Origin of the sequence: Pleomorphomonas sp. NRK KF1, from assembly GCF_023721755.1 — a bacterium.
Taxonomy (GTDB): domain Bacteria; phylum Pseudomonadota; class Alphaproteobacteria; order Rhizobiales; family Pleomorphomonadaceae; genus Pleomorphomonas.
Window position 1 is genome coordinate 40,050 of record NZ_JAMDLH010000001.1, and the last position, 20,507, is coordinate 60,556.

19 protein-coding genes are annotated in these 20,507 nt (G+C 65.0%); 8 read left to right on the forward strand and 11 right to left on the reverse strand.

The genetic code is table 11. The annotated features are described in order from the left end of the window. Positions 1 to 125 precede the first annotated feature (125 nt). On the forward strand, positions 126 to 1,727 hold the full coding sequence (locus tag M4J39_RS00245) for a helix-turn-helix domain-containing protein (RefSeq protein ID WP_251725491.1): 1,602 nt from the start codon (positions 126 to 128) through the stop codon (positions 1,725 to 1,727). Between the two features lie 54 nt (positions 1,728 to 1,781). On the opposite strand, the gene M4J39_RS00250 is transcribed toward M4J39_RS00245, so the two are convergent. Further along, positions 1,782 to 2,477 carry an HAD family hydrolase gene (locus tag M4J39_RS00250; protein WP_251725492.1) on the reverse strand — a complete coding sequence of 232 codons (696 nt, stop codon included), beginning with the start codon at positions 2,475 to 2,477 and terminating at the stop codon, positions 1,782 to 1,784. Positions 2,478 to 2,629: 152 nt separating this feature from the next. Here M4J39_RS00250 and moaC point away from each other — a divergent pair, with 152 nt between their 5' ends. Next, on the forward strand, positions 2,630 to 3,121 hold the full coding sequence (moaC, locus tag M4J39_RS00255; RefSeq protein ID WP_251725494.1) for a cyclic pyranopterin monophosphate synthase MoaC: 492 nt from the start codon (positions 2,630 to 2,632) through the stop codon (positions 3,119 to 3,121). A gap of 8 nt (positions 3,122 to 3,129) precedes the next feature. After that, on the forward strand, positions 3,130 to 4,335 hold the full coding sequence (gene glp / locus M4J39_RS00260; RefSeq protein WP_251725496.1) for a gephyrin-like molybdotransferase Glp: 1,206 nt from the start codon (positions 3,130 to 3,132) through the stop codon (positions 4,333 to 4,335). Here glp and M4J39_RS00265 read toward each other — a convergent pair. Together M4J39_RS00265 and M4J39_RS00270 are read right to left on the reverse strand one after the other, a co-directional pair. Next, positions 4,313 to 5,095: a HesA/MoeB/ThiF family protein gene (locus M4J39_RS00265; protein WP_251725498.1), complete on the reverse strand. Its 783-nt coding sequence runs from the start codon at positions 5,093 to 5,095 to the stop codon at positions 4,313 to 4,315. The genes glp and M4J39_RS00265 overlap by 23 nt on opposite strands. A 172-nt stretch (positions 5,096 to 5,267) precedes the next feature. Next, positions 5,268 to 7,460 carry a methyl-accepting chemotaxis protein gene (locus tag M4J39_RS00270; RefSeq protein ID WP_251725499.1) on the reverse strand — a complete coding sequence of 731 codons (2,193 nt, stop codon included), beginning with the start codon at positions 7,458 to 7,460 and terminating at the stop codon, positions 5,268 to 5,270. A 439-nt stretch (positions 7,461 to 7,899) separates the two neighbouring features. Here M4J39_RS00270 and M4J39_RS00275 point away from each other — a divergent pair, with 439 nt between their 5' ends. Beyond that, a complete protein-coding gene (locus M4J39_RS00275; RefSeq protein WP_251725500.1) occupies positions 7,900 to 8,385 on the forward strand; it encodes an MgtC/SapB family protein in 486 nt (161 codons plus the stop codon). A 107-nt stretch (positions 8,386 to 8,492) separates the two neighbouring features. Here the strand turns inward: M4J39_RS00275 and gph are convergent, their stop codons facing one another. Then, positions 8,493 to 9,161, reverse strand: coding sequence for a phosphoglycolate phosphatase (gene gph, locus M4J39_RS00280; protein WP_251725502.1), 669 nt, complete (start codon positions 9,159 to 9,161; stop codon positions 8,493 to 8,495). Between the two features lie 364 nt (positions 9,162 to 9,525). Between gph and M4J39_RS00285 the strand changes: the two genes are divergently transcribed. Next, positions 9,526 to 10,032 carry a DUF2059 domain-containing protein gene (locus M4J39_RS00285; RefSeq protein ID WP_251725504.1) on the forward strand — a complete coding sequence of 169 codons (507 nt, stop codon included), beginning with the start codon at positions 9,526 to 9,528 and terminating at the stop codon, positions 10,030 to 10,032. Positions 10,033 to 10,103: 71 nt separating this feature from the next. Next, a complete protein-coding gene (gene gor, locus M4J39_RS00290; protein WP_251725506.1) occupies positions 10,104 to 11,471 on the forward strand; it encodes a glutathione-disulfide reductase in 1,368 nt (455 codons plus the stop codon). 30 nt (positions 11,472 to 11,501) lie between these two features. Here the strand turns inward: gor and M4J39_RS00295 are convergent, their stop codons facing one another. The 7 genes from M4J39_RS00295 to M4J39_RS00325 form a co-directional block, all read right to left on the reverse strand. After that, the gene (locus M4J39_RS00295) at positions 11,502 to 12,329 is read right to left on the reverse strand and encodes an AraC family transcriptional regulator (protein WP_251725507.1); all 828 of its coding nucleotides are present in this window, start codon (positions 12,327 to 12,329) and stop codon (positions 11,502 to 11,504) included. A 129-nt stretch (positions 12,330 to 12,458) separates the two neighbouring features. Beyond that, on the reverse strand, positions 12,459 to 13,460 hold the full coding sequence (locus M4J39_RS00300; protein WP_251725509.1) for a sn-glycerol-3-phosphate ABC transporter ATP-binding protein UgpC: 1,002 nt from the start codon (positions 13,458 to 13,460) through the stop codon (positions 12,459 to 12,461). 6 nt (positions 13,461 to 13,466) lie between these two features. Further along, a complete protein-coding gene (locus M4J39_RS00305; protein ID WP_251725510.1) occupies positions 13,467 to 14,525 on the reverse strand; it encodes a Gfo/Idh/MocA family protein in 1,059 nt (352 codons plus the stop codon). Next, positions 14,522 to 15,361 (reverse strand): carbohydrate ABC transporter permease, encoded by an 840-nt coding sequence (locus tag M4J39_RS00310; RefSeq protein ID WP_251725512.1) that lies wholly within the window; start codon positions 15,359 to 15,361, stop codon positions 14,522 to 14,524. The genes M4J39_RS00305 and M4J39_RS00310 overlap by 4 nt, the downstream gene beginning before the upstream one ends. A gap of 11 nt (positions 15,362 to 15,372) precedes the next feature. Then, positions 15,373 to 16,323 carry a carbohydrate ABC transporter permease gene (locus M4J39_RS00315; protein WP_251725513.1) on the reverse strand — a complete coding sequence of 317 codons (951 nt, stop codon included), beginning with the start codon at positions 16,321 to 16,323 and terminating at the stop codon, positions 15,373 to 15,375. Positions 16,324 to 16,418: 95 nt separating this feature from the next. Further along, positions 16,419 to 17,675, reverse strand: coding sequence for an ABC transporter substrate-binding protein (locus M4J39_RS00320; RefSeq protein ID WP_251725515.1), 1,257 nt, complete (start codon positions 17,673 to 17,675; stop codon positions 16,419 to 16,421). 50 nt (positions 17,676 to 17,725) lie between these two features. Further along, positions 17,726 to 18,628 (reverse strand): N-acetylmuramic acid 6-phosphate etherase, encoded by a 903-nt coding sequence (locus tag M4J39_RS00325; RefSeq protein ID WP_251725517.1) that lies wholly within the window; start codon positions 18,626 to 18,628, stop codon positions 17,726 to 17,728. A 231-nt stretch (positions 18,629 to 18,859) separates the two neighbouring features. On the opposite strand from M4J39_RS00325, the gene M4J39_RS00330 reads away from it, so the two are divergent. Next, complete coding sequence (locus tag M4J39_RS00330; RefSeq protein WP_251725519.1) at positions 18,860 to 19,744, forward strand: BadF/BadG/BcrA/BcrD ATPase family protein; 885 nt, start codon at positions 18,860 to 18,862, stop codon at positions 19,742 to 19,744. Beyond that, a complete protein-coding gene (locus M4J39_RS00335; protein ID WP_251725520.1) occupies positions 19,741 to 20,505 on the forward strand; it encodes a GntR family transcriptional regulator in 765 nt (254 codons plus the stop codon). The genes M4J39_RS00330 and M4J39_RS00335 overlap by 4 nt, the downstream gene beginning before the upstream one ends. Positions 20,506 to 20,507: the final 2 nt, after the last annotated feature.

Genomic DNA, 20,507 nt, shown 5'->3' on the forward strand with positions numbered 1-20,507 from the left:
GGCTCGAAGCCGACACATGTGCAATTCCGGTGAGCGGGCCAGCCGCTTGCGGTACCTGTCGAAGCACCTCGGGGCGGCACGAGCGAAATGCGCGTCCAGGCCCGTTGCCCGATCAGGGGCGGTTGTTGGCCGTTCGCTCGAAGTTCATGTCCGACGGCATCGTGCCCGAGGGCATCCCTCTGCCGATCTTGCGCTCCTGGGAGCGCAGCAGCTTGCATGGCCTTTCCAACGGCACGCCGCGCCGATTGGAGACCCGTCTCACGGAGACCGCGCTCAAGGAGCTGAGGGAGCGCAACGAGGAACTGCTGGTTTCCGCCTGGGGTGAAATCGTCACGCTCTGTCGCGAGACGCAGCCGCTCGGCGGCGTGGTCGTTCTGACCGACCCCAACGGGGTGGTGCTGGTCCGCCTGGGCGACAACACGTTCAGCGACGAAGCGGAACGGCTCGGTCTGTGCGCCGGCGGCGACTGGTCGGAACAGGCGAGGGGGACCAACGCCATCGGCACGGCCCTTTCCGAGCGCTTCGCCCTGTCTGTCATCGGCGCCGAGCACTTCTGCAACGGCAACACCGATATCAGCTGCTCGGCCGTGCCGGTCATAGATCCTTGCGGGGCTCTTGCCGGCATCATCGATCTCTCGACGTCGGTCACGGTGGCGCATGACTATTCGTTGCCGCTCCTGAAGCGGGCGGCCAACGAGATCGAGCGGCGTCTGTTCGAACGGCGATACGGCCGCTTCGAGCAGATGCACCTGCATTCGAACCCGCGTCTGCTCGGCGGCCCCAACGAAGGGTTGCTGGCCTTCGACAGCGACCGTTTGGTCGGCGCCAACCGCGCGGCGGTGGAACTGATCGGCCTGAGCTGGTCGGCGATCGGCGTCCTGCATTTCCGGCAGTTGTTCTCGGTCCAGCACGCCAGCGTCACGCGACAGGCGTCGGCCGATGAGTGCGTTGTGCAGTCGGCGCAAGGAGCGACCTTCTTCGCCCGCATGCAGATGCCGCTGAAAGGACAGGGCGGGGCCGAAGCGACGAAGAAGATCGAACGCGAGCCGGCGCGGCCAGCGCTGGCCGATCCGGCCAGCCGGGATGCGCTGCCGCATGTGGTGCTCGAGACTCTTCAAAACGAAGGCGGTCCCAAGCTGCGCAAGATGAAGGTCGGGCACCTGGTCTATGGCGCCAACCTGATGGACGAGACCGGCGAGGCCATCCTGGTGGTCGCGTCGGGTCGCTATCGCTGCTTCGCCTCCCATGAGGGCAAGGAGCTGACCTTGTTCACCATGGGGCCCGGCGACGCCGTGCCGCTTCAGCCCGAGATGGTGGTCGAGGTTCGTAAGGAGGGCGAAGCGGCGGTGATCCCGCGCACGCTGTTCCGGCGGTTGACGCGCGACCATCCCGAGTTCGGCATGTGCATCCTGCCGGCCGTCGAGAAGATGCTCAACCGGTCGCTGACCATGGTCGGCGAGATGGCCTTCCGCAGTGTCCGCTATCGGCTGATCCGCTATCTTTGCGAGATGGCCGAGCACGACGGCCGCCAGACCTCGGCGGGCGTCGTCATCGACTCCGCTCCCCACGGCGACGACCTCGCCATGGCCATCGGCGCGGCGCGCCAGTCGGTGTCGACGGTTCTGGCCGAGCTCATCCGGTCGGGCGACATTCAGCGGCCGGCGCCGCGCACCTTCGTCATTCCCGACGTCGAAAGTCTCAAGGAAGAGCTTAGGGTCTTGCGCTGAGAAAAGGGCCCTGTCACGACCATGAGCCCATTCCATCACGCCGAATGGGCCGGTTCAGGCCGTCGCCTCGCCTGGGGAGGTTTCGGCGAGCAGCAGTTCGGCAAGGTGCCGGATGCTTTCTTCGCACCCGCCCGGCAACGCGATGTCGGCGGCCGCCTTGAGCCGGGGAGAGGCGTTGCCGACCGCTGCGCGCAGACCGCATCCCTCGAAAAGATCGATGTCGTTCTCCTCATCCCCGACGGCGATCACCTGATCCCGGCGCAGCCCGAGCTCGGTGAGGGCGTGGGAGAGACCACTGCCTTTGCTGACTCCCATCGGCAGCACCAGCACCCGCCCGCCGCAACCGACCATGTGGAGGTCGTAGCCGCCGCGCAGGATCACCATCTCGACGCGTTCCGCATTCCTGGCGCTGGTTGCCACCATCGATCGACCGATGAACAGGGGCGCGCCAGGAAGCTCGCGCTCGAGATCGGCGAGAAAGCGCTGATCGACCGCCGGCGCGATCAGTTGGTCGGTTCCTGTTTGAGGGCAGTAGGATACTGCGCCATTCTCCAGCATCACCATGTCGAACAGGTCGAGCACGTCGCAAATCGGAAGGATGTTTTCAAGCCGCCGGCCGGATACGAGGATCAGCCGGAAGTTGGCCTCGCGCAACGACCGAAGTGTCGCCTCGGTGACAGCGCTGACCCGGCCATGCTCGGCTATGGTGCCGTCATAGTCGACGGCAAGAACTCCGCGGGGGGCTGCCAATCGTCTGTCGACCGCCAGGGACCGCCAGGGAGGGATGTCCGATCTCTGTTGCATACCGAGTTGTCCACGGTGCGTTGCAAACTGAAGAGGGCGATGGAAAAACCGATGACCGAAGCGGCCCAAGCCTCAATCTTGCCGGAGATAAGCACGCCATGACCAATGGACTCAGTCACCTGGACGACAAGGGCGCTGCCCATATGGTCGACGTCGGCGAAAAGGACGTCACCCAGCGGGCGGCGACCGCCAGCGGCCGGGTGATCATGAAGGCGGAAACGCTGGCCCTGATCGTCGACGGCAGGATTCCGAAAGGCGACGTCATCGCCACCGCGCGGTTGGCGGGTATCATGGCCGCCAAGAAGACCTCCGATCTCATCCCTCTCTGCCATCCTCTGGCGCTGACCGGCATCGAGCTTGACCTCGATCCCGATCCGGCCCTGCCTGGCGTCACCATCTCGGCAACGGTTCGCTGCACCGGCAAGACGGGCGTGGAGATGGAAGCGCTCACCGCCGTTTCGGTTGCTTGCCTGACGATCTACGACATGGTCAAGGCGGTGGAGAAAGGCGTGCGCATCGAGGCCATTCACCTCGTCGAGAAAAGCGGAGGCAAGTCCGGCCACTGGCTGGCGGCGCCCGATCGCCGATAGGAGACGTCATGACGTTGATTTCCGTGGATGCCGCCCAGGCCGAACTCCTGTCCGCCGTCCGGCCGACCGTGAGCGAGCGGGTGCCGCTCGGCGAGGCCGGGGGGCGGGTTCTGGCCGCCGATCTCAAGGCAAGGCGGACACAGCCGCCGGTTCCCATTTCCTCCATGGATGGTTACGCCGCCTCGGCGGCGTCTTCCGGCGACGTCTGGCTTCGCGTGGTCGGAGAGGCCGCGGCCGGCCATGCTTTCGACGGAGAAGTCGGCGCGGGGGAGGCCGTCCGTATCTTCACCGGCGCCCCGCTGCCAACGGGGACCGATTGCGTCGTCATGCAGGAAGACGTCGAGCGGGACGGAGACCGCGTCCGCTTCAGGATACAGCCGGTTTCGGGGCGTTATGTCCGCGCGCGGGGCATCGACTTCAGCGAAGGGGAAGTCGGTCTTGCTGCCGGAGTGCGCCTTGGGTTCGGCACGCTTGGGCTTGTCGCCGCCATGAACCACGACAGCGTTCCCGTGCGTCGTCGGCCTCGGGTCGCCCTCATCGCCTCCGGCGACGAACTGGTGCCACCCGGAAGCGTTCCGCAAGCCCACCAGATCGTCGCGTCGTCTTCGGTGCCGCTCGCCCACCTCATCGCCGAAGCGGGCGGCGTTCCGCTCGATCTCGGCATTGCCCCCGACGATCTCGGCATGTTGCGCCGGCATATCCGGCTGGCCATCGATGGCGGCGCCGACGTGGTGGTGGTGATCGGCGGCGCTTCCGTCGGCGATCACGATTACACCCGTGCCGCGCTCGAAGCGGAGGGGGCGGCGATCGGTTTCTGGAAAGTCGCCATGCGCCCCGGCAAGCCTCTGATGCATGGGCGGCTCGGGCAGGCGGAGGTTCTCGGTCTGCCCGGCAACCCGGTCTCGACGCTGGTGTGCGGCGTGCTGTTCCTGGCGCCGTTGATCCGCGCCCTGCTGGGGCGCGGCGAGGTGCTGCCGGAAACCTCGCTTGCCGTGCTGGAGGAACCGCTCGGGTCGAACGATCTGCGCCGCGACTATCTGCGCGGTCGAGCGACCGTAAAGGGCGGGCAGCTGTGTGTGACCCCCTTCGCACGGCAGGACTCGTCCCTGATGCGAACGATGGCCGCGGCCAATGCCCTCGTCATCCGGCCCGAACACGCTCCGGCCATATCGGCGGGCGAGATCGTCGAGATCATTCGGCTCGAGCGGGACTGAGCGGCACGACCGTATCGGGGCGGCGCTTGTAGCCGATGCTGTCGAAGCGCATGTCGCGGATGTCGACCATCAGCAGCCGGCCGATCAGCGGCGTTCCGACGCCGGTGATCAGCTTCAACACCTCGCAGGCGGCAAGGGTCCCCAGCACGCCGACGACGGCGCCGAGAATGCCCACCTGGGCGCATGTCGGCACCTCGCCATCCGGCTCGTTCGGCATCAGACAGCGCCAACTCGGCAAGGGGCGACCATCGTCATCCGACAGATAGGGCTGGAGGGTGGTCACCGAACCGTAGAACTCCTGGACAGCGGCGGTTACCAGTGGTTTCTGGAGCGCGTAGGCCGTATCGGCGACCAGAAAGCGCGTCTGAAAGTTGTCCGTTCCATCGACGACGACGTCGAAGCGCCCGACGATGTCGGCGACGTTGTCTCCGTCGAGGCGAACGGGAATGAGCTCCACCGTCACGTTCGGGTTGAGCGCCGCGACGCGCTCGGCGGCGCTCTCCACCTTCGGCTTGCCGACGTTGGTGGTGGAATGGACGACCTGCCGCTGGAGATTGGACAGAGACACCACGTCGTCGTCGACGAGGCCGAGCGTCCCGACGCCGGCGGCGGCGAGATACTCGATGATGGGGGAACCGAGCCCGCCCGCTCCGACGCAGAGAACCCTTGCCTCCCTCAGCTTCTGTTGGCCCGGACCGCCGACGTCCCGCAGCAGCAGGTGGCGCGAGTAGCGGCGGACTTCGTCTTGGCTGAGGGTCATCGGTCGGTTCCCAGGATGTGCCGGTCTCGGCAAGGCTTGCTGCCGAGATCATCGCGTATCGGCGTCGCGCTTTCCAGCCCATGATGGGGCGCAAGCAAGGCCGACCGGCAAGAACGAAAAGACCCGCGGGAAGCCGCTCGGCCGCCCGCGGGTCGGATTGGTCTTGGTTGGCTCAGGCCGCTCTGACGGTCGTCAGGAAGGTGCTGACCTGCTCCTTCAGCATGTCGGACTGCTGCGACAGTTCCGCCGAGGAACTCAGGACCTGCTCGGCCGCCGCGCTGGTCGCCGATGCCGCCTGGGTCACGAGCGCGATGTTGCGGGAAACGCCGGCCGTGCCCGAGGATGCGCTCTGGACGTTCTGGGCGATGTCCTGCGTCGTCGCCGCCTGTTCCTCGACCGCCGAGGCGATCAGGGCCGCGATCTGGTCCATCTTCTCGATGGTCTTCGAGATGCTGTCGATCGCCGTGACCGCCGTCTCGGTGGACGACTGGATCCCGGAAATCTGGGCGCTGATCTGCGCGGTTGCCTTCGCCGTCTGGTCGGCGAGGTTCTTGACCTCGGAGGCCACCACGGCAAAGCCCTTGCCCGCCTCACCGGCGCGCGCCGCTTCGATCGTCGCGTTGAGCGCCAGAAGGTTGGTCTGGCCGGCGACGTTGCCGATCAGGTCGATGATCTCGCCGATGCGCTGGGCGGCGTCGGAAAGGTCCTTCACCGTCTTGGCCGTTCCGATGGCTTCCTGCACGGCGCTCGCTGCCATTCTGGCGCTTTCGGCGACCTGGCGGCTGATTTCCTGGACCGACACCGCCATCTCCTCGGACGCCGAGGCGACCGTGTTGACGTTGGCCGAAGCCTCCTCGGAAGCATGGGCGACCTCGGAGGAGCGGACCGAGGTATCCTCGGCATTGCTGGTCAGGGTCTGGGCGGCCGACTGGAGTTGGGTCGACGCCGAGGAGACCGAACCGACGATCGCGCCGACGGACTGTTCGAACTCGTCGGCCATCCTGGCCATCGCGGCCTTCCGTTCGGCGGCAATGCGCGCATCGTTGGCGGCGGCCTGCTCGCTTGCCTCCCTGGCGTCGACGACGGCATTGTCCTGAATGACGCCGACGGTGCGGGCCATGGCGCCGATCTCGTCCTTGCGGTCGGTGCCGGGCACGACGATGCCGGTCTTGCGGGCCGCGAGGCCTTCCATGGCGGTGGTCAGGCGCTGGATGGGCTTGCTGACCGACAGCGACACCAGCCACATGACGATGATGCCGGCGAGGGCGACCACCATCGACACCAGGATCTGGTTGCTGGTGCTATCATTCTGGGCTTCCGCCGTCTCGGCTGCGAGCTTGCTGACGTCTGCCATCACGACGGAACGTGGAACCCCGATGATGACGGACCAGTTCATGCCGGTACGGCCAAGCGATATGGGCGCAAACACGCGCAGGCGATCGCTGGATTCCTCGTAGGTGACAAGTTGCTTGCCCGCCGAGATCGTCTCCATATCCTGTTGCCAGGACGTGTTGATCTTCGACAGCGGTCCGCCAATGGCCGATGGATCGACGCTGGAAGCCACGACCAAGCCCTTGTCGGTCACGATCGTGACGGCGCCTTCGCCACCGTAGATCTGTCCATTGACGGCTTCGGCGAGCTTCTGAATGGCCGACAGGTCGAAGTCGGCGCCGGCAACACCCAGGAACTTGCCTTTCACGGTGATCGGAACCGACATCGTCGCGAGGTACACGGCCTTGCCCTGCACGATATAAGGCAACGGCGCGAGGATGCTTTCCTTGCCGGTTTCCTCGGGGCCGATGAACCAACCGCCCTTCATCAGGCCGTTGGCATGGCTCTCGCGGCTGTCATATTCGACCAGCGGCTGGAGCGCGATCTTGCCGGCGCTGTCGCGCGTCCAGTAGGGCAGGGCGCGCCCGGTTCCGTCCGAGCCGACGTTCGCCTTGCCCTTGAAAGCGGCGTCATTGCCGTCGAGACCGTCGGCGACCCAGGCGCTGTAGGTGCCGTTGAAGCGAGGATTGTCCTTGAGGACGTTGAGCAGCGTAGCGTTGAGTTGGGCGCGGCGCAGGTCCGCCGGGGTCGCGGATGCACCGTCCTCGACCATCATCTCGAAGGCGCGCGCCATGTTGCGGGCCGCCGCGAAGGCGGTATCCACTTCGGCCCGAATGTCCCCGGCCTGCGTGGTGGCGATGCCCAGGAGGGCTTCGCGCGATTTGGTCTCGAGCAGTTGGGACACGCTTTTGTTGGTCTGCTCGTTGACCGTGTTGCTGGCGAACACGCCGTAGCCAACGACAGCCGCCACGGTTGCGACCAGGCAAACGACCGAAAGCGCGACGATCTTGACCTTAATCGATTGAACGTTCACTGGAACCCCCAGCTCTGACATCGCTGTCCGATTGGCAGCTTCACCCTGTCTAGCCGTCAACCGTTAACAACGAAAAAATATTCGCTACACAACAAGATCAATGTTCAGGACTTCGACCATCGTCTTAACGGAGCGATCTGCAACCAGGTGAGCCTGAGCGTAAGAATAATTTCGTATTTTTCGAAAAGTGTCGCCTTTGGTTGTTTCTCGCGGGCGTTGTGGGTGAGGCTATATTTGAAAACAATGCGGATTGGGTCAGGCTTTAGTCATGATGGTGGTCCGCTTTAGTTTGAGAGCTCCGGACCTGATAAATCTCAACAACTTGCTGCAAGCGTTACCGGTGGCGTGCCGCGCGTAACGACGACGGCTGCCGGCCCCATGGTTCGGAACCATTCCTCCTCTTCGACGCTTATTTCGTCGGAGAACCAGGAGAGGGGATATGCTGCAAAGCCTTGTCGACGAGTTTACCTTCGAGTTTCCCTTGCCGATCGAAGTTCTCGTGCTCAGAACGGTCGGCGCTGCCCTTCTGTGCGGAATGATCGGGCTGGAGCGCGGCGTTCACAAGAATCCGGCCGGTCTAAGAACGAACATGCTGGTCGGGCTCGCCGTCTCCACCTTCTGCATGATCACCGTCTACATGACGGAGACGATGGCGGACGGAAACCCCGCCATGCGGTTCGACCCGATCCGGCTTGTCGAGGCCGTCACGGCGGGAATCACCTTCCTGGCGGCCGGCGTCATCGTCTTCACCAAGGGGGACGTGAAGGGACTGACCACTGGCGCCAGCATGTGGCTCTCCGGGGCCATAGGTCTCGCCTGCGGTCTCGGCCTGTGGTCGGTCGCGCTACTCGCCAGCTTTGCCGGCATCGTCATCCTCTGGCTGCTGCGCCGTCTGCAGGCCGTGACCGGCCTCAAGGACGAGTGACCGCCATCCGTTGTGCAAGGTGGCAAACGGACGGTGGCAACCACGACCGGAACGAAACGAGCCAGCGGGCGTTTCCTGTTTGCAACGCGTGAAGGAGGGTAGGCCCGTCAGCAGGACAGGAGCAGCTCTATCGCCCTGTCGAGTTCGTCGTAGTGACTGATGACGGCATCGGCCCCGAGCTCGGTCGCAGGTCGTCCGCCGTAGCCGAAGGTGACGGCGACGACGGGGACGCGCGCGGCGCGGGCGGTGGCGATATCGGTTTCGCTGTCGCCGATCATGACGGCCGCGTTCGGTGTGCCGCCGGCCCGGACGATCGCCTCGATAAGCGGTCTCGGATGCGGCTTCTGTTCGGGCAGGCTGTCGCCGCCGATCACCGCGCCAAAGAACCTCGCAAGACCGGTACCCTCAAGGACCGCGTGAGCGAGCGCTTCCCGCTTGTTGGTGCAGACGGCCAGGCCGAAGCCACGCCGGGAGAGGCCGGCGAGTGCATCGCCAAGGCCAGGGTAGGGGCGCGTATCCACGGCGATCTCGGCCGCGTAAAAGGCGATGAAGCGCTCCACCAGTTCGGACAGTCGAGCGGCGTCCAGCGGCCGGCCGGCACGACGAAATCCCTCGCCGATCAGTGCCCGCGCGCCATGACCGAACAACAGGGCCACCTCCTCATGCCGTAGCGGCGAGAGGCCCTCTCCGTCGAGGATCCGATTGAGCGCCCTCAGAAGATCGGGGCCGGTGTCGAGGAGCGTGCCATCAAGATCGAAAACGACAACAGGGCGCATCGGTCGCTCTGCCTTTCTTTTTCCGTGATAGACGGGATTTAGCATGCCCTTGGGCCGATGCCAGGACTATCGCCATGCCCAAGGGGACAACAATGGTCGCGTTGCAGTGCAACGGGCTTGCGACATTGCGCAGTTTGCGGCAAACCAGCGAGGGCCGTTTCGGGGGAAATGGGGCTTGATCGCGGCGGGCGCATCATTTCGCCAGATTTCGGTTTCACAGGCTGGGCGACGCCGCTATGGCGCGATCGAAACCGCCGGTGATTCCATATGGGAATCGCCCTGGCGCCACGGGTGATCGTGACAAGGGGCTTGCCCTTCGGGACGAATGAAGCCAAACGACGAAGTCGATATCGGAGATTTGTTTATGCACCGGACCCTGAACCTTCTCCGCCGCCCGCTGGCGGCGGCCATGGTGATCGCCGCGCTGGCGTCTCCGGCATTGTCTGAGGACTTCACCGAGTCCCACCTCGCGGCGGCTCGCGAAACCATTGCCGCCGCTCACGCCTCGGAACAGTTCAACGAGATCTTGATCGTGCTGGCCGAGCAGACCAAGGCGCTGTTCCAGCGCTCCAACCCCGGTGCCGCCAAGGACATCGAGGAAGTGGTGAGTGCCGTCGCCCTCGATCTTGCCAAGCGTCGCCCCGATCTCGATCGCGAGCTCGAGCGCGTCTGGGCCGGTCGTTTCAACGAGGACGAACTGAAGCAGATCACCGCCTTCTTCAACTCGCCGGTCGGCCAGAAGTACGGCCAGCTCGCGCCGGTGATCATCCAGGACTCGATGCGCTCGGCCGGCATCTGGCGCGACGCCCTGTCGACGGAAATCCTCACCCGCTCGCGCGACGAGCTCAACAAGCGCGGCTACAGCTTCTGACGCACTTGTGTTGCCACGACCGGCCGCCGGGATGATAAGAGGACGGACGTTCCTCTACACGGCGGTTGGTAATGGCATCCTTCGACTATGATCTCTTTGTCATCGGCGCGGGCTCCGGCGGAGTTCGCGCCGCTCGCATTTCCGCGGGCTATGGTGCGCGTGTGGCCATTGCCGAGGAGTCGCGCATCGGTGGCACCTGTGTCATTCGCGGCTGCGTGCCGAAAAAGCTGCTGGTCTACGCCTCCCGGTTCGCCGCAGAGTTCAACGATGCCGCCGGTTTCGGTTGGTCGGTCGGCGAACGGTCGTTCGACTGGGAGGCGCTGAGGGCTTCCAAGGAGCGGGAGATCACCCGTCTCGAAGGCATCTATGCCGGCAACCTTCAGCGATCCGGTGTGGAAGTCATCCGCGACCGCGCCGTCATCACAGGTCCCAACGAGATCCGCCTCGTTGCCGAGGAGCGAACCATCACGGCGGAGCGCATCCTGATCGCCACCGGTAATCGCCCCGTGCTGCCCGACATTCCCGGCATCGAGCACGCCGTCACGTCGACCGACATGTTCGATCTGCCGACCCTGCCCGCGAAGGCGGTGGTGGTGGGTGGCGGCTACATCGCCCTTGAGTTTGCGTCCATCCTCGTGGGTCTCGGGGTTGCGACCACGGTGCTCTATCGTGGCGAGCAGGTGCTGCGCGGCTTCGACCGGGAGGTCCGGGACAAGCTGGCCGACGCGCTCAGGGCGCGTGGCATCGATTTGCGCACCGGTATCCAGGTGCGGAGAATCGACAAGACGGCGGTTGGTCTGGCCGTGAGTCTTACCGACGGTTCCGATCTCGACACCGATCTGGTCCTCGCCGCCACCGGGCGCCACCCGAACACGACCGGGCTCGGTCTCGAGGCGCTGGGCGTGGCGCTCGATCAGGATGGCGCCGTCGTCGTCAACGCGCTGTCGGAAACCACCGTGCCCTCGATCTATGCGGTTGGCGACGTCACCAACCGGGCCCAGCTCACACCGGTGGCGATCCGCGAGGGACATGCCTTCGCCGATACGGTGTTCGGCGGCCGCGAGAGTTTCGCCGATCATTCAATCCTGCCGACGGCGATCTTCACCACGCCGGAAGTCGGCACCGTGGGGTTGTCGGAGGAGGCGGCCTGCGCGGCATACACGGCGGTGGACGTCTACAAGGCGGAGTTCCGCCCGATGCGCAACATCCTCGCCGGACGCGACGAGCGCACCTTCATGAAGGTGGTGGTCGATGCCATCACCGATCGCGTGCTCGGCGTCCACATCATGGGACCGGAGGCTGGCGAGATGATCCAGACCATCGGCATCGCCATGACCATGGGGGCGACCAAGCGCGACTTCGATCGCACCATGGCCGTCCATCCCACCGCCGCCGAGGAGCTGGTCACGCTGCGGACTCCGTCCGTTCGCCACAGGTAGAGGATCACGGCGGCGGCGGATGGTTATGGGTCAGGCGATGGGGATCCAGATTTCCACCGTCCCACTGCAGGTCTTCGGATCGAAGCGCTCGTCATAGAGCTCGAAGTCGGGTGTCTTGCCCGGCTGAAGCCCGGCGTCGGGCAGCGCCTTGTTCCAGATGGTGTAGACTGTCTTGTTGAAGATCGAGAGAGAGCCGACGTGCTCGAACACCGCATATCGGCTAGCCGGGATATCGACCGAGTCGAGGCCGGCCGGAACGTTTGTTGCCGTCGATTCCAGGCCGGCGACATAACGGAAGTGCCCGTCGGCCTCCATATCGCAGCAGACGCCGTAGGCTGCACCGGTCACAGGAGAGGGAACCTCGCCGCAGCGTGGATCGAGATCTTTCCACAGCTTTGGGATGACGGAATTCGTCTCAAAGGTGCAGCGGGTCGACAGGCCGATCACGCGGAAGGCACCGCGCTCGCGGAATTTCGGTGGGGTGAGATCGATGATCATGTCCTTGCGCATGGTCCAAGGCTCCATCAGTGAGAGATTGCAGGTCGTACGAGTCTGCCGAACCGTGCTCGGCAAAACGCCGAAACAGCCGGCGAAGGCCCGGGTGAACGCCTCGTGAGAGTTGTAGCCGGCGTCGAGCGCGACAGGCAGGATCTCCTGGTCGCCCTTCGCCAGGGCTTGGGCGGCAATCGTCAGCCGCCGGGCCCTCAGGTAGCTGATCGGCGCGAGACCGATGTTGGCCTGGAAGAGACGAGACAGGTGCCAGGGGCTGACGCAGCAGAGGTCGGCAAGCTCGACAAGCGTCAATGGCTCCCGAATGTTCTGCTCGATATGCTGGATCGCCCTGTCCAGGATTTCCATGTCGTCCTCGCGGCGCTGACTACCTCATCTTCATGCCAGAAGCCCGAGATGGCCGCTTGATCGAGATTGCCTGGCCCAACGAAAACGCCGCCCGAAGGCGGCGTCCTGCAACATAAAGTCTGAAAGAAGTCAGGCGACGATCGACCTGCCTTTTTCGTCGAAGCGGTGGATCTTGGTGGGGTCCGGCGTCGCATGGACGACGTCGTCGGCGGCATAGCGATGCTCGCCGAACAGCCGCACGGTGATGAGACCGGCCGTCTCGGTTTCCAGATAGAGGTTGGTGTCGGCGCCGAGATGTTCGGCGTGAATGACCTTGCCCTTGAAACGGCCCTCCGCTGGCGACACAGACAGATGTTCCGGCCGAATCCCGATGGTGACTCCTGCCTCGCCGATGCGCGCCGCCTCGACGAAGTTCATCTGTGGCGAGCCGATGAAGCCGGCGACGAACAGGTTGGCCGGACGATTGTAGAGTTCCATCGGCGAGCCGATCTGCTCGATGACGCCGCCGTTCAGCACCACGATGCGGTCGGCCAGCGTCATCGCCTCCACCTGATCGTGCGTCACGTAGATCATGGTGGCGCCGAGCTGACGATGCAGGCGGGCGATCTCGACGCGGGTCTGCACGCGCAGCGCGGCATCGAGGTTGGAGAGCGGCTCGTCGAACAGGAATAGCTCCGGTTCGCGCACCAGCGCGCGACCGATGGCGACGCGCTGGCGCTGGCCGCCGGAGAGTTCCGCCGGCCGGCGCTTGAGATAAGGCTCCAGCGACAGCATTTCCGTCGCCGCGGCGACGCGGGTATTGATCTCGTCCGTTGGCGTGCCGGCTTGCTTGAGACCGAGCGCCATGTTGTCGCGCACGCTGAGGTGGGGGTAGAGCGCATAGGTCTGGAAGACCATGGCGATGCCGCGCTTGGCCGGTGGCGTGACCGTCACGTCCTCACCGTTGATCAGCACGGCGCCCGAGGTGACGTCTTCAAGGCCGGCGATCGAGCGCAGCAGGGTCGACTTGCCGCAGCCCGACGGACCGACGAAGATGACGAACTCGCCGTCCTTCACCTGAAGGTCGATGCCCTTCAGCACCTCCTGCGCACCGAAGGATTTCCTGATGTTCCTGAGTTCAAGCGATCCCACGGGGCATTATCCTTGCAGTTTGACCGGCTTGCCGGTGCGGACACTCTCATCGGCGGCGAGGCAGACGGCCAGCGACTTCAGGGCGTCGTTCATGTGCTGGGTGAGGTCGATGTCCTCGATGATCGCCCTGAGCATGTAGGCCTGTTCCAGCTCGCAGAGTTCCTGGTGGCCCGGCTCGCCGGCCATCGTGTGGTCGACGTCGGGCGCCAGGAACGCGCCGTCGGGGCCGGTTGCCGCCTTGTGGACGCGGATGGTCGAGGTGCGGGTATGGGCGTCGACATCGTCCGACTTGCCCTCCCGCATGACGATGGAGGCCGAGCCGTTCGGCGAGATGATGTCTTTGACGAAGAAGGCCTGCTCGGACATCATCGGTCCCCAGCCGGCCTCGTACCAGCCGACCGAGCCGTCGGAGAACAACACCTGCAGGTGGCCGTAGTTGTACATGTCCGGCGCTATCTCGTTGGAAAGGCGGAGCCCCATGCCGCGCACTTCCGTGGGGGCGGCATCGGTCACCTGGCACATCACGTCGATATAGTGGACGCCGCAGTCGACGATCGGCGCGGTGGTGTTCATCAGCGCCTTGTGCGTCTCCCAGGTCTTGCCGGAGGACTGCTGGTTGAGGTTCATGCGGAAGACGTAGGGACCGCCGAGTGCCCGCGCCTCGGCGATGAAGCGCTGCCAGGACGGATGATGGCGCAGGATATAGCCGATGACGAGCTTGCGCTTGTTGGCGACGGCGCAGTCGATGATCCGCCGCGCGTCGGCCACCGTGGTGGCCAGCGGCTTTTCCACGAAGACGTGGCAGCCCTGTTCCATGGCCATCACCGCGTAATCGGCGTGGCTCTCCGAATAGGTGCTGATCGACGCCATGTCGGGCTTGAGCGCCTTCAGCGCCTCCGGGAAGGAGGGGGCGATTTCGTAGCCCTGGAGTTCGTCCGGCAGCGCCACCCTGGTGCGGTTGACGAGGCCGACGATCTCGAAGCCGGGATTGCGATGATAGGCGAGGGCGTGGCTTTTTCCCATGTTGCCGAGGCCGGCGGAAAGAACGCGAACGGGCGATGTCATTTGACCGCTCCCGAGGTGATGCCGCGGATGAGTTGCCGCGAGAAGATGACGTAGAGGACGAGCACCGGGAAGATGGCGAGCGACAGCGCCGCCAGCACGGCGTTCCAGTTGGTGACGAACTGGCCGATGAATAGCTGGGCGCCGAGCGTCACCGTCTTGGTGCTTTCGCCGGGGGCGAGGATCAGCGGGAACCACAGGTCGTTCCATATGGGGATCATGGTGAACACGGCCACCGTCGCCATGGCGGGCCGCACCAGCGGCAGCACCAGGCGGAAGAAGATGGCGTACTCGCTGAGCCCATCGATGCGCCCGGCGTTCTTGAGGTCGTCGGATACCGTTCGCATGAACTCCGACAGGATGAAGATGGCGAGCGGCAGTCCCTGCGCCGTGTAGACCAGCACGAGGGATGTCAGCGTGTTGACGAGGCCCGACGCCACCATGCCCTGCAACAGCGCCACCGTGCCCAGGCGGATGGGGATCATGATGCCGATGGCGAGATAGAGCCCCATCAGCGTGTTGCCGCGGAAGCGATATTCGGACAGGGCGAAAGCGGCCATGGCGCCGAACAGCAGCACCAGGAAGATCGAGACGACCGTGACGACGGTGCTGTTCTGGAAATAGGTGACGAAGTCGCCCTGCTTCAGCACCGTCTCGTAGCCGATCAGGCTGAAGGTGGAAGGGCCGGGCAGCCGCAGGGGCTGGCCGAAGATCGCCTGCTTGCTCTTGAACGAGTTGATGATGGTGAGGAACACCGGAAACAGCGCCACCAGCGTGTAGGCGATCAGGGCCACGTGCACGAGGCTGGTGCGCAGCGTCGATTGTCTTGCCTTGGACATTCGCGCCTCCGTCAGAACTGGTAGCGGCGGATGCGCCGCTGGATGCCGAACAGGTAGATGCAGACGCCGATCAGGATGATCAGGAACATGATGGTGGCGATGGTGGCCCCCATCGATGGATCGCCGAGCTGCAACTGGAACCCGAAGAAGGTGCGGTAGAGGAAGGTCCCGAGGATGTCGGTTGCCCTGTCAGGCCCGGCCAGCGCTCCCTGCATGGTGTAGACGAGGTCGAAGGCGTTGAAGTTGCCGACGAAGGTCAGGATCGAGATGATGCCGATGGCCGGCAGGACGAGCGGCAGCTTGATCTTGAAGAACTGGCCCCAGCCAGTGATGCCGTCGATTTCGGCTGCCTCGATCACCTCCTCCGGAATGTTGAGAAGGGCGGCGTAGATCAGCATCATCGGAATGCCGATGAACTGCCAGACCGAGACCAGCGACACCGCGATCAGCGCCGAGCCCGGCTTGCCGAGCCATGGCGCGAACAGGGACTTCATGCCGACGAGATCCAGGAGCCAGGGCGCGACGCCCCAGATCGGCGACAGGATCAGTTTCCAGATGAAGCCGACGATGACGAAGGACAACAGCGTCGGCAGGAAGAAGGCCGTGCGGTAGAAGGCGGCGAACCTCAGACCGGGCAGCGACAGGAGCGCGGCGAGCGCGATGCCGATCGGGTTCTGTACGGCCATGTGGATGAGGAAGAAGACGAAGTTGTTGCCGAGCGCGTTCCAGAAATCGGACGCCCAGCGCGGATCGCCGAACAGCGTCGCGAAATTGGCGAAGCCGACGAAGGCGCGCTCGCCGTCAACGACGTTGAAGAGGGACTGCCGCAGCGTCTCGAAGAGCGGCAGGATCATCACCGCCGTGTAGATGACGACGGCGGGGGCGAGGAAGACGAGAATATGCCAGCGCCGCGGCCGCCGCCGCGAGGCTTGCTCGCCCTGTTCGGGTGCAAGGTCAGTCATGTCGATCTCTGTGGCGCCGGCGACCGGTCGGTCGATGGCGACCGACGGGTGAGGTGACGGCGGCGTGGAAGGCCGCGCCGCCGTCGTGTTTCACGTCACTTGGCCGGCTTGTACCAGCTGTCGAGGCCGTCCTGCAGCTTCTTGGCAGCGGCTTCCGGCGTATCGGTGCCGTTGATGACGTTGGCCGATTCCGTCCAGGTCTCATTCTCGAGGTTGGGCGTGCCGCGCGACAGGATCTGGTAGGTCGAGCGGATGGTCGGCTTGCAGGTCTCGCGCCAGGAGACGAACTCCTTGGCCAGCGGGTCGCTCATGTCGACGGCCGTCGAGTTCAGGCTGAAGAAGCCCGGCAGCGCGTTGGCATAGATCGAGGCGAACTCGGGCGAGGCGACCCACTCTAGGAACACCTTGGCCTCTTCCTTGTGGGCGCTGGCCGCGTTGAGGCCCATGGCGATGTCGTTGTGGTCGGAGATGTAGCAGGTGTCCCCGTCCTTGACGACCGGCGGCGGGAAGGCGCCGAGCTTCAGGCCGGCCGTGTTGAACAGCGCGATTTCCCACGAACCGGCCGGGTAGATGGCGGCGCGGCCGAGCGTGAAGAGGTTCTGGCTGTCGGGGTAGGTCTGCGCCTCGAAGCCGTCACCGAGGTAGGGCTTCCACTTGGCGAGCACCCGATAGGGCTCGACCCACGGTTCGTCGGTCAGCTTCTCGGTGCCGGCGATCAGCGCCTTGCGGCCTTCCTCGCCCTTCCAATAGGTCGGGCCGATGTTCTGGTAGCCCATGGTCGCGGCTTCCCACATGTCCTTGGTGCCCATGGCCATGGGGATGTAGGTGCCGTCTTCCTTCAGCTTGTCGAGTACGGCGAAGAACTGGTCGACGGTCTTGGGAACCTCGGCGCCGACCTTCTCGAAGGCTTCCTTGTTGTAGATGAAGCCGTGGATGACGGACGCCATCGGCACGCAGAACGTCTTGGCGCCATCGTCGGTGGTCCAGGCGGACTTGGCCACCTCGGAGAAGTTCTTCATGCCTTCGAGGCCGGTCAGGTCCTCGAGCTTGCCCTTCTCGAACAGCTGCAGCGACGTGTCGAACGGCCGGCATGCCACGAGGTCGCCGGCCGAGCCGGCGTCAAGCTTGGCGTTGAGCGCGGCGTTGTATTCGGTCGGCGCGCTCGGCGAGAAGGTCACCTTGATGCCCGGATGCTTGGCCTCGAAGGCCGGGATGATCTGTTCCTGCCAGATCTGAAGATCGTCGTTGCGCCAGCTCTCGATGTTGAGCGTGACGTCGGCGGCCATGGCCGAGCCGACGCCGGCGAGGATGCTCGATGCCAGCAGGACACCCTGCAACGTAGTGCGATACATCGTCCGTCTCCCTTTGCTCGCGTCTTGATGACGCGCGTTGAGAACCCCGATTATGATTTTGCGACGAGCGACATCGCCCGACGCAGGTTTTGGCCGGCCTCGACGAGAGCGGCATTGGCCGCCTCGATATCTCCCGCGCCGGCGGCGAGCAGAATGGCGTGCTTGACCGAGCCACGGCTCTCCCGAAGGAGCCCTGTTGCCGTGTCGGTCGAGATTCCCGTGACATCTGTCACGATGCGGGCTGCGCGTGCCCGGAGCTTGTCGTTGTCGGCCCTGACGTTGACCATGTGGCCGTCGTGGACATGCCCGAGGTGGACGGCCATCAGCGTCGACAGCATGTTGAGCGCGATTTTCTGCGCCGTTCCGGCCCCCATGCGCGTCGAGCCGGATATGACCTCGGGCGGCGTCCTGAGCAGCACCGCCACGTCGGCGGCGGCAAGAAGCGGCGCGCCTTCGTTGTTGGCGATGCCGATCACCGTGGCCCCGCGTTCCCTGGCGGCGCGGGCGGCGGCGACCGTGTAGGGGGTCGAGCCGGACGCGGAAACGGCGATCACGCAATCGCCCCGTCCGACGCCGGCGGCCGCGAGATCTGCGGCTCCTGCCTCGGCGTCGTCCTCACCCACGCCGATCATGTCGACGAGACTGTCGCGACCGCCGGCCAGGATGACGATGGCCTCGTCGATCCCGATGCCATAGGTGCCCGGCAGTTCCAGACAGTCGGCAAGCGCCATCAGCCCCGAACTGCCGGCGCCGACGTAGGCGAGGCGGTGCCCCGACCTCAGGGCGGCGGCGGCGCGTTCGGCGGCGTCGGCAATGGCTGGAATGGCCGCTTCGACGCTGCGCGCGGCGTTCGCCTGGGCGGCGGCCAGCACGTCGAGTATCCGCGTCGGCGACAGGGTGTCGAACCCCTTCGCATGGACATCGCGATCCTCGGTGCCGAGCTTTGCCGTCATTCTGCCACTCCCCACTCGGACAATAATGCCAAAAAGCTACCACTTGTCTAGGGGGACAATCATACTTCATTCATTTTTGCCAGGATGCCAACGGTTATCAAAGCGAGTGTGCTCGAATATCTGTTATTAAACAACATACTGTTCTGGATCTCTCAAAAAAGCGCAGCTCGTCGACAACAAGTCGATTGGCAAATGGTATTTTTTTGGTACTTTCAGCGGAGGAGGGCCGCGATGGTGGATTTCGTGATCGGCGTCGACGGAGGCGGGACCGGCTGTCGGGCGGCCGTAGCCGGCCGTGACGGACGCATCTTGGCCACCGGCGCCGGTGGCGCGGCCAACGTTCTGAGCGATCGAGCCGGCTCTCTTGCCAACATTCAGGCTGCCGTCGACGTGGCAATTGCCTCAGCCGGGCTGGATGGTGGAACACTCAAGCGCTCGGGCGTGGTTCTGGGGCTCGCCGGCAGCAACGTCGGGGATACCGCCGCCTTCATCGCGTCCTCGCTGCCGGTCGGTTGGGTGGAGGTCGTCTCGGACGGCCTCATTGCGCTTGAAGGCGCACTAGGCGGTGGCGACGGCGCGGTGGCCATCCTCGGCACGGGGTCGGTGTTCTTTTCTCGCGTGGGTGATGCCGTTCACTCCTACGGCGGTTGGGGATTTGTGATCGGCGACTTCGGCTCGGGCGCCAGTCTCGGCCGGTCGGCGCTTGCCGCCACGCTGCTTGCCTACGATCGTTTCACCGATTCATCCCCGCTCACCGAGCGATTGATCGCCGAGTTCGGTGGTGTTCCCGGCCCGATGGTCGAGTTTGCCCGGACGGCGACGCCGGGCGAGTTCGGGCGTTTCGCGCCGGCAGTTTTCTCGGCGGCCGAAGTCGGAGACCCCGTGGCGCTCGACATCGTCAGGGCCGCCGCCGCGTCGGTCGATCGGGCGCTGGATCGTATCGTCGCCGATGGCGCCGAGCGTCTGGCTCTGCTCGGCGGTCTCGCGCCTCTCTATCCCGTCTATCTTGCCGAGCGGCATCGGACGCGTCTGGTGGCGCCCAAGGGAAGCGCGCTCGACGGAGCCGTTGCGCTCGCCCATCGGCTTTTCCTTGGCGAAGGTGGAGGCGCGGCATGAGCGGCGACATCTCCAGCATCCTGTCTCCCGAACGGTTGCAGGCCGCCGCCACCGGACCGCTCTATCTCAAGCTGAGGCAGGCCATCGAGGCCGCCATCGGCGGCGGCCAGCTCAAGCACGGCGATGCTCTGCCGCCCGAGCGGGAAATCGCCGATTCCCTGGGCATCAGCCGCGTCACCGTTCGCAAGGCGGTGGACGAACTCGTCGAAGCCGGGCTCCTGGTGCGACGTCATGGCTCCGGAACCTTCGTGGTCAAACCGGTGGAGCGGGTGGAGCAATCGCTCTCGCTGCTCACTTCCTTCACCGAGGACATGGCGAGGCGCGGCCTCAAGGCCAGCTCGCGCTGGCTCGACAGGGGGCTGCATTTGCCCTCGCCCGAGGAGGCGATGATGCTGGGACTCTCCGGCGGCGGCCGTGTCGCTCGGCTCGAACGTCTCCGGATCGCCAACGACCTGCCGCTGGCCCTCGAACGGGCGGCGCTCTCGGCCGAGGTGTTGCCCGATCCCGCCGCCGTCGAAGGATCGCTCTACGAGACGCTGGCCCGGAGCGGTCACCGGCCCGTACGTGCCGTGCAGCGCATATCGGCCTGCAACATTCGCGGCCAGGATGCGGCTCTGCTCGGCGTTCAGGCCGGCGAAGCTGGTCTGTCCATCGAGCGGATTTCCTATCTCGCTTCGGGCCGGGTGGTCGAGTTCACCCGGTCGCTCTATCGCGCCGACGCCTACGACTTCGTCGCCGAGCTGACGCTCCCCCAATCCTGATC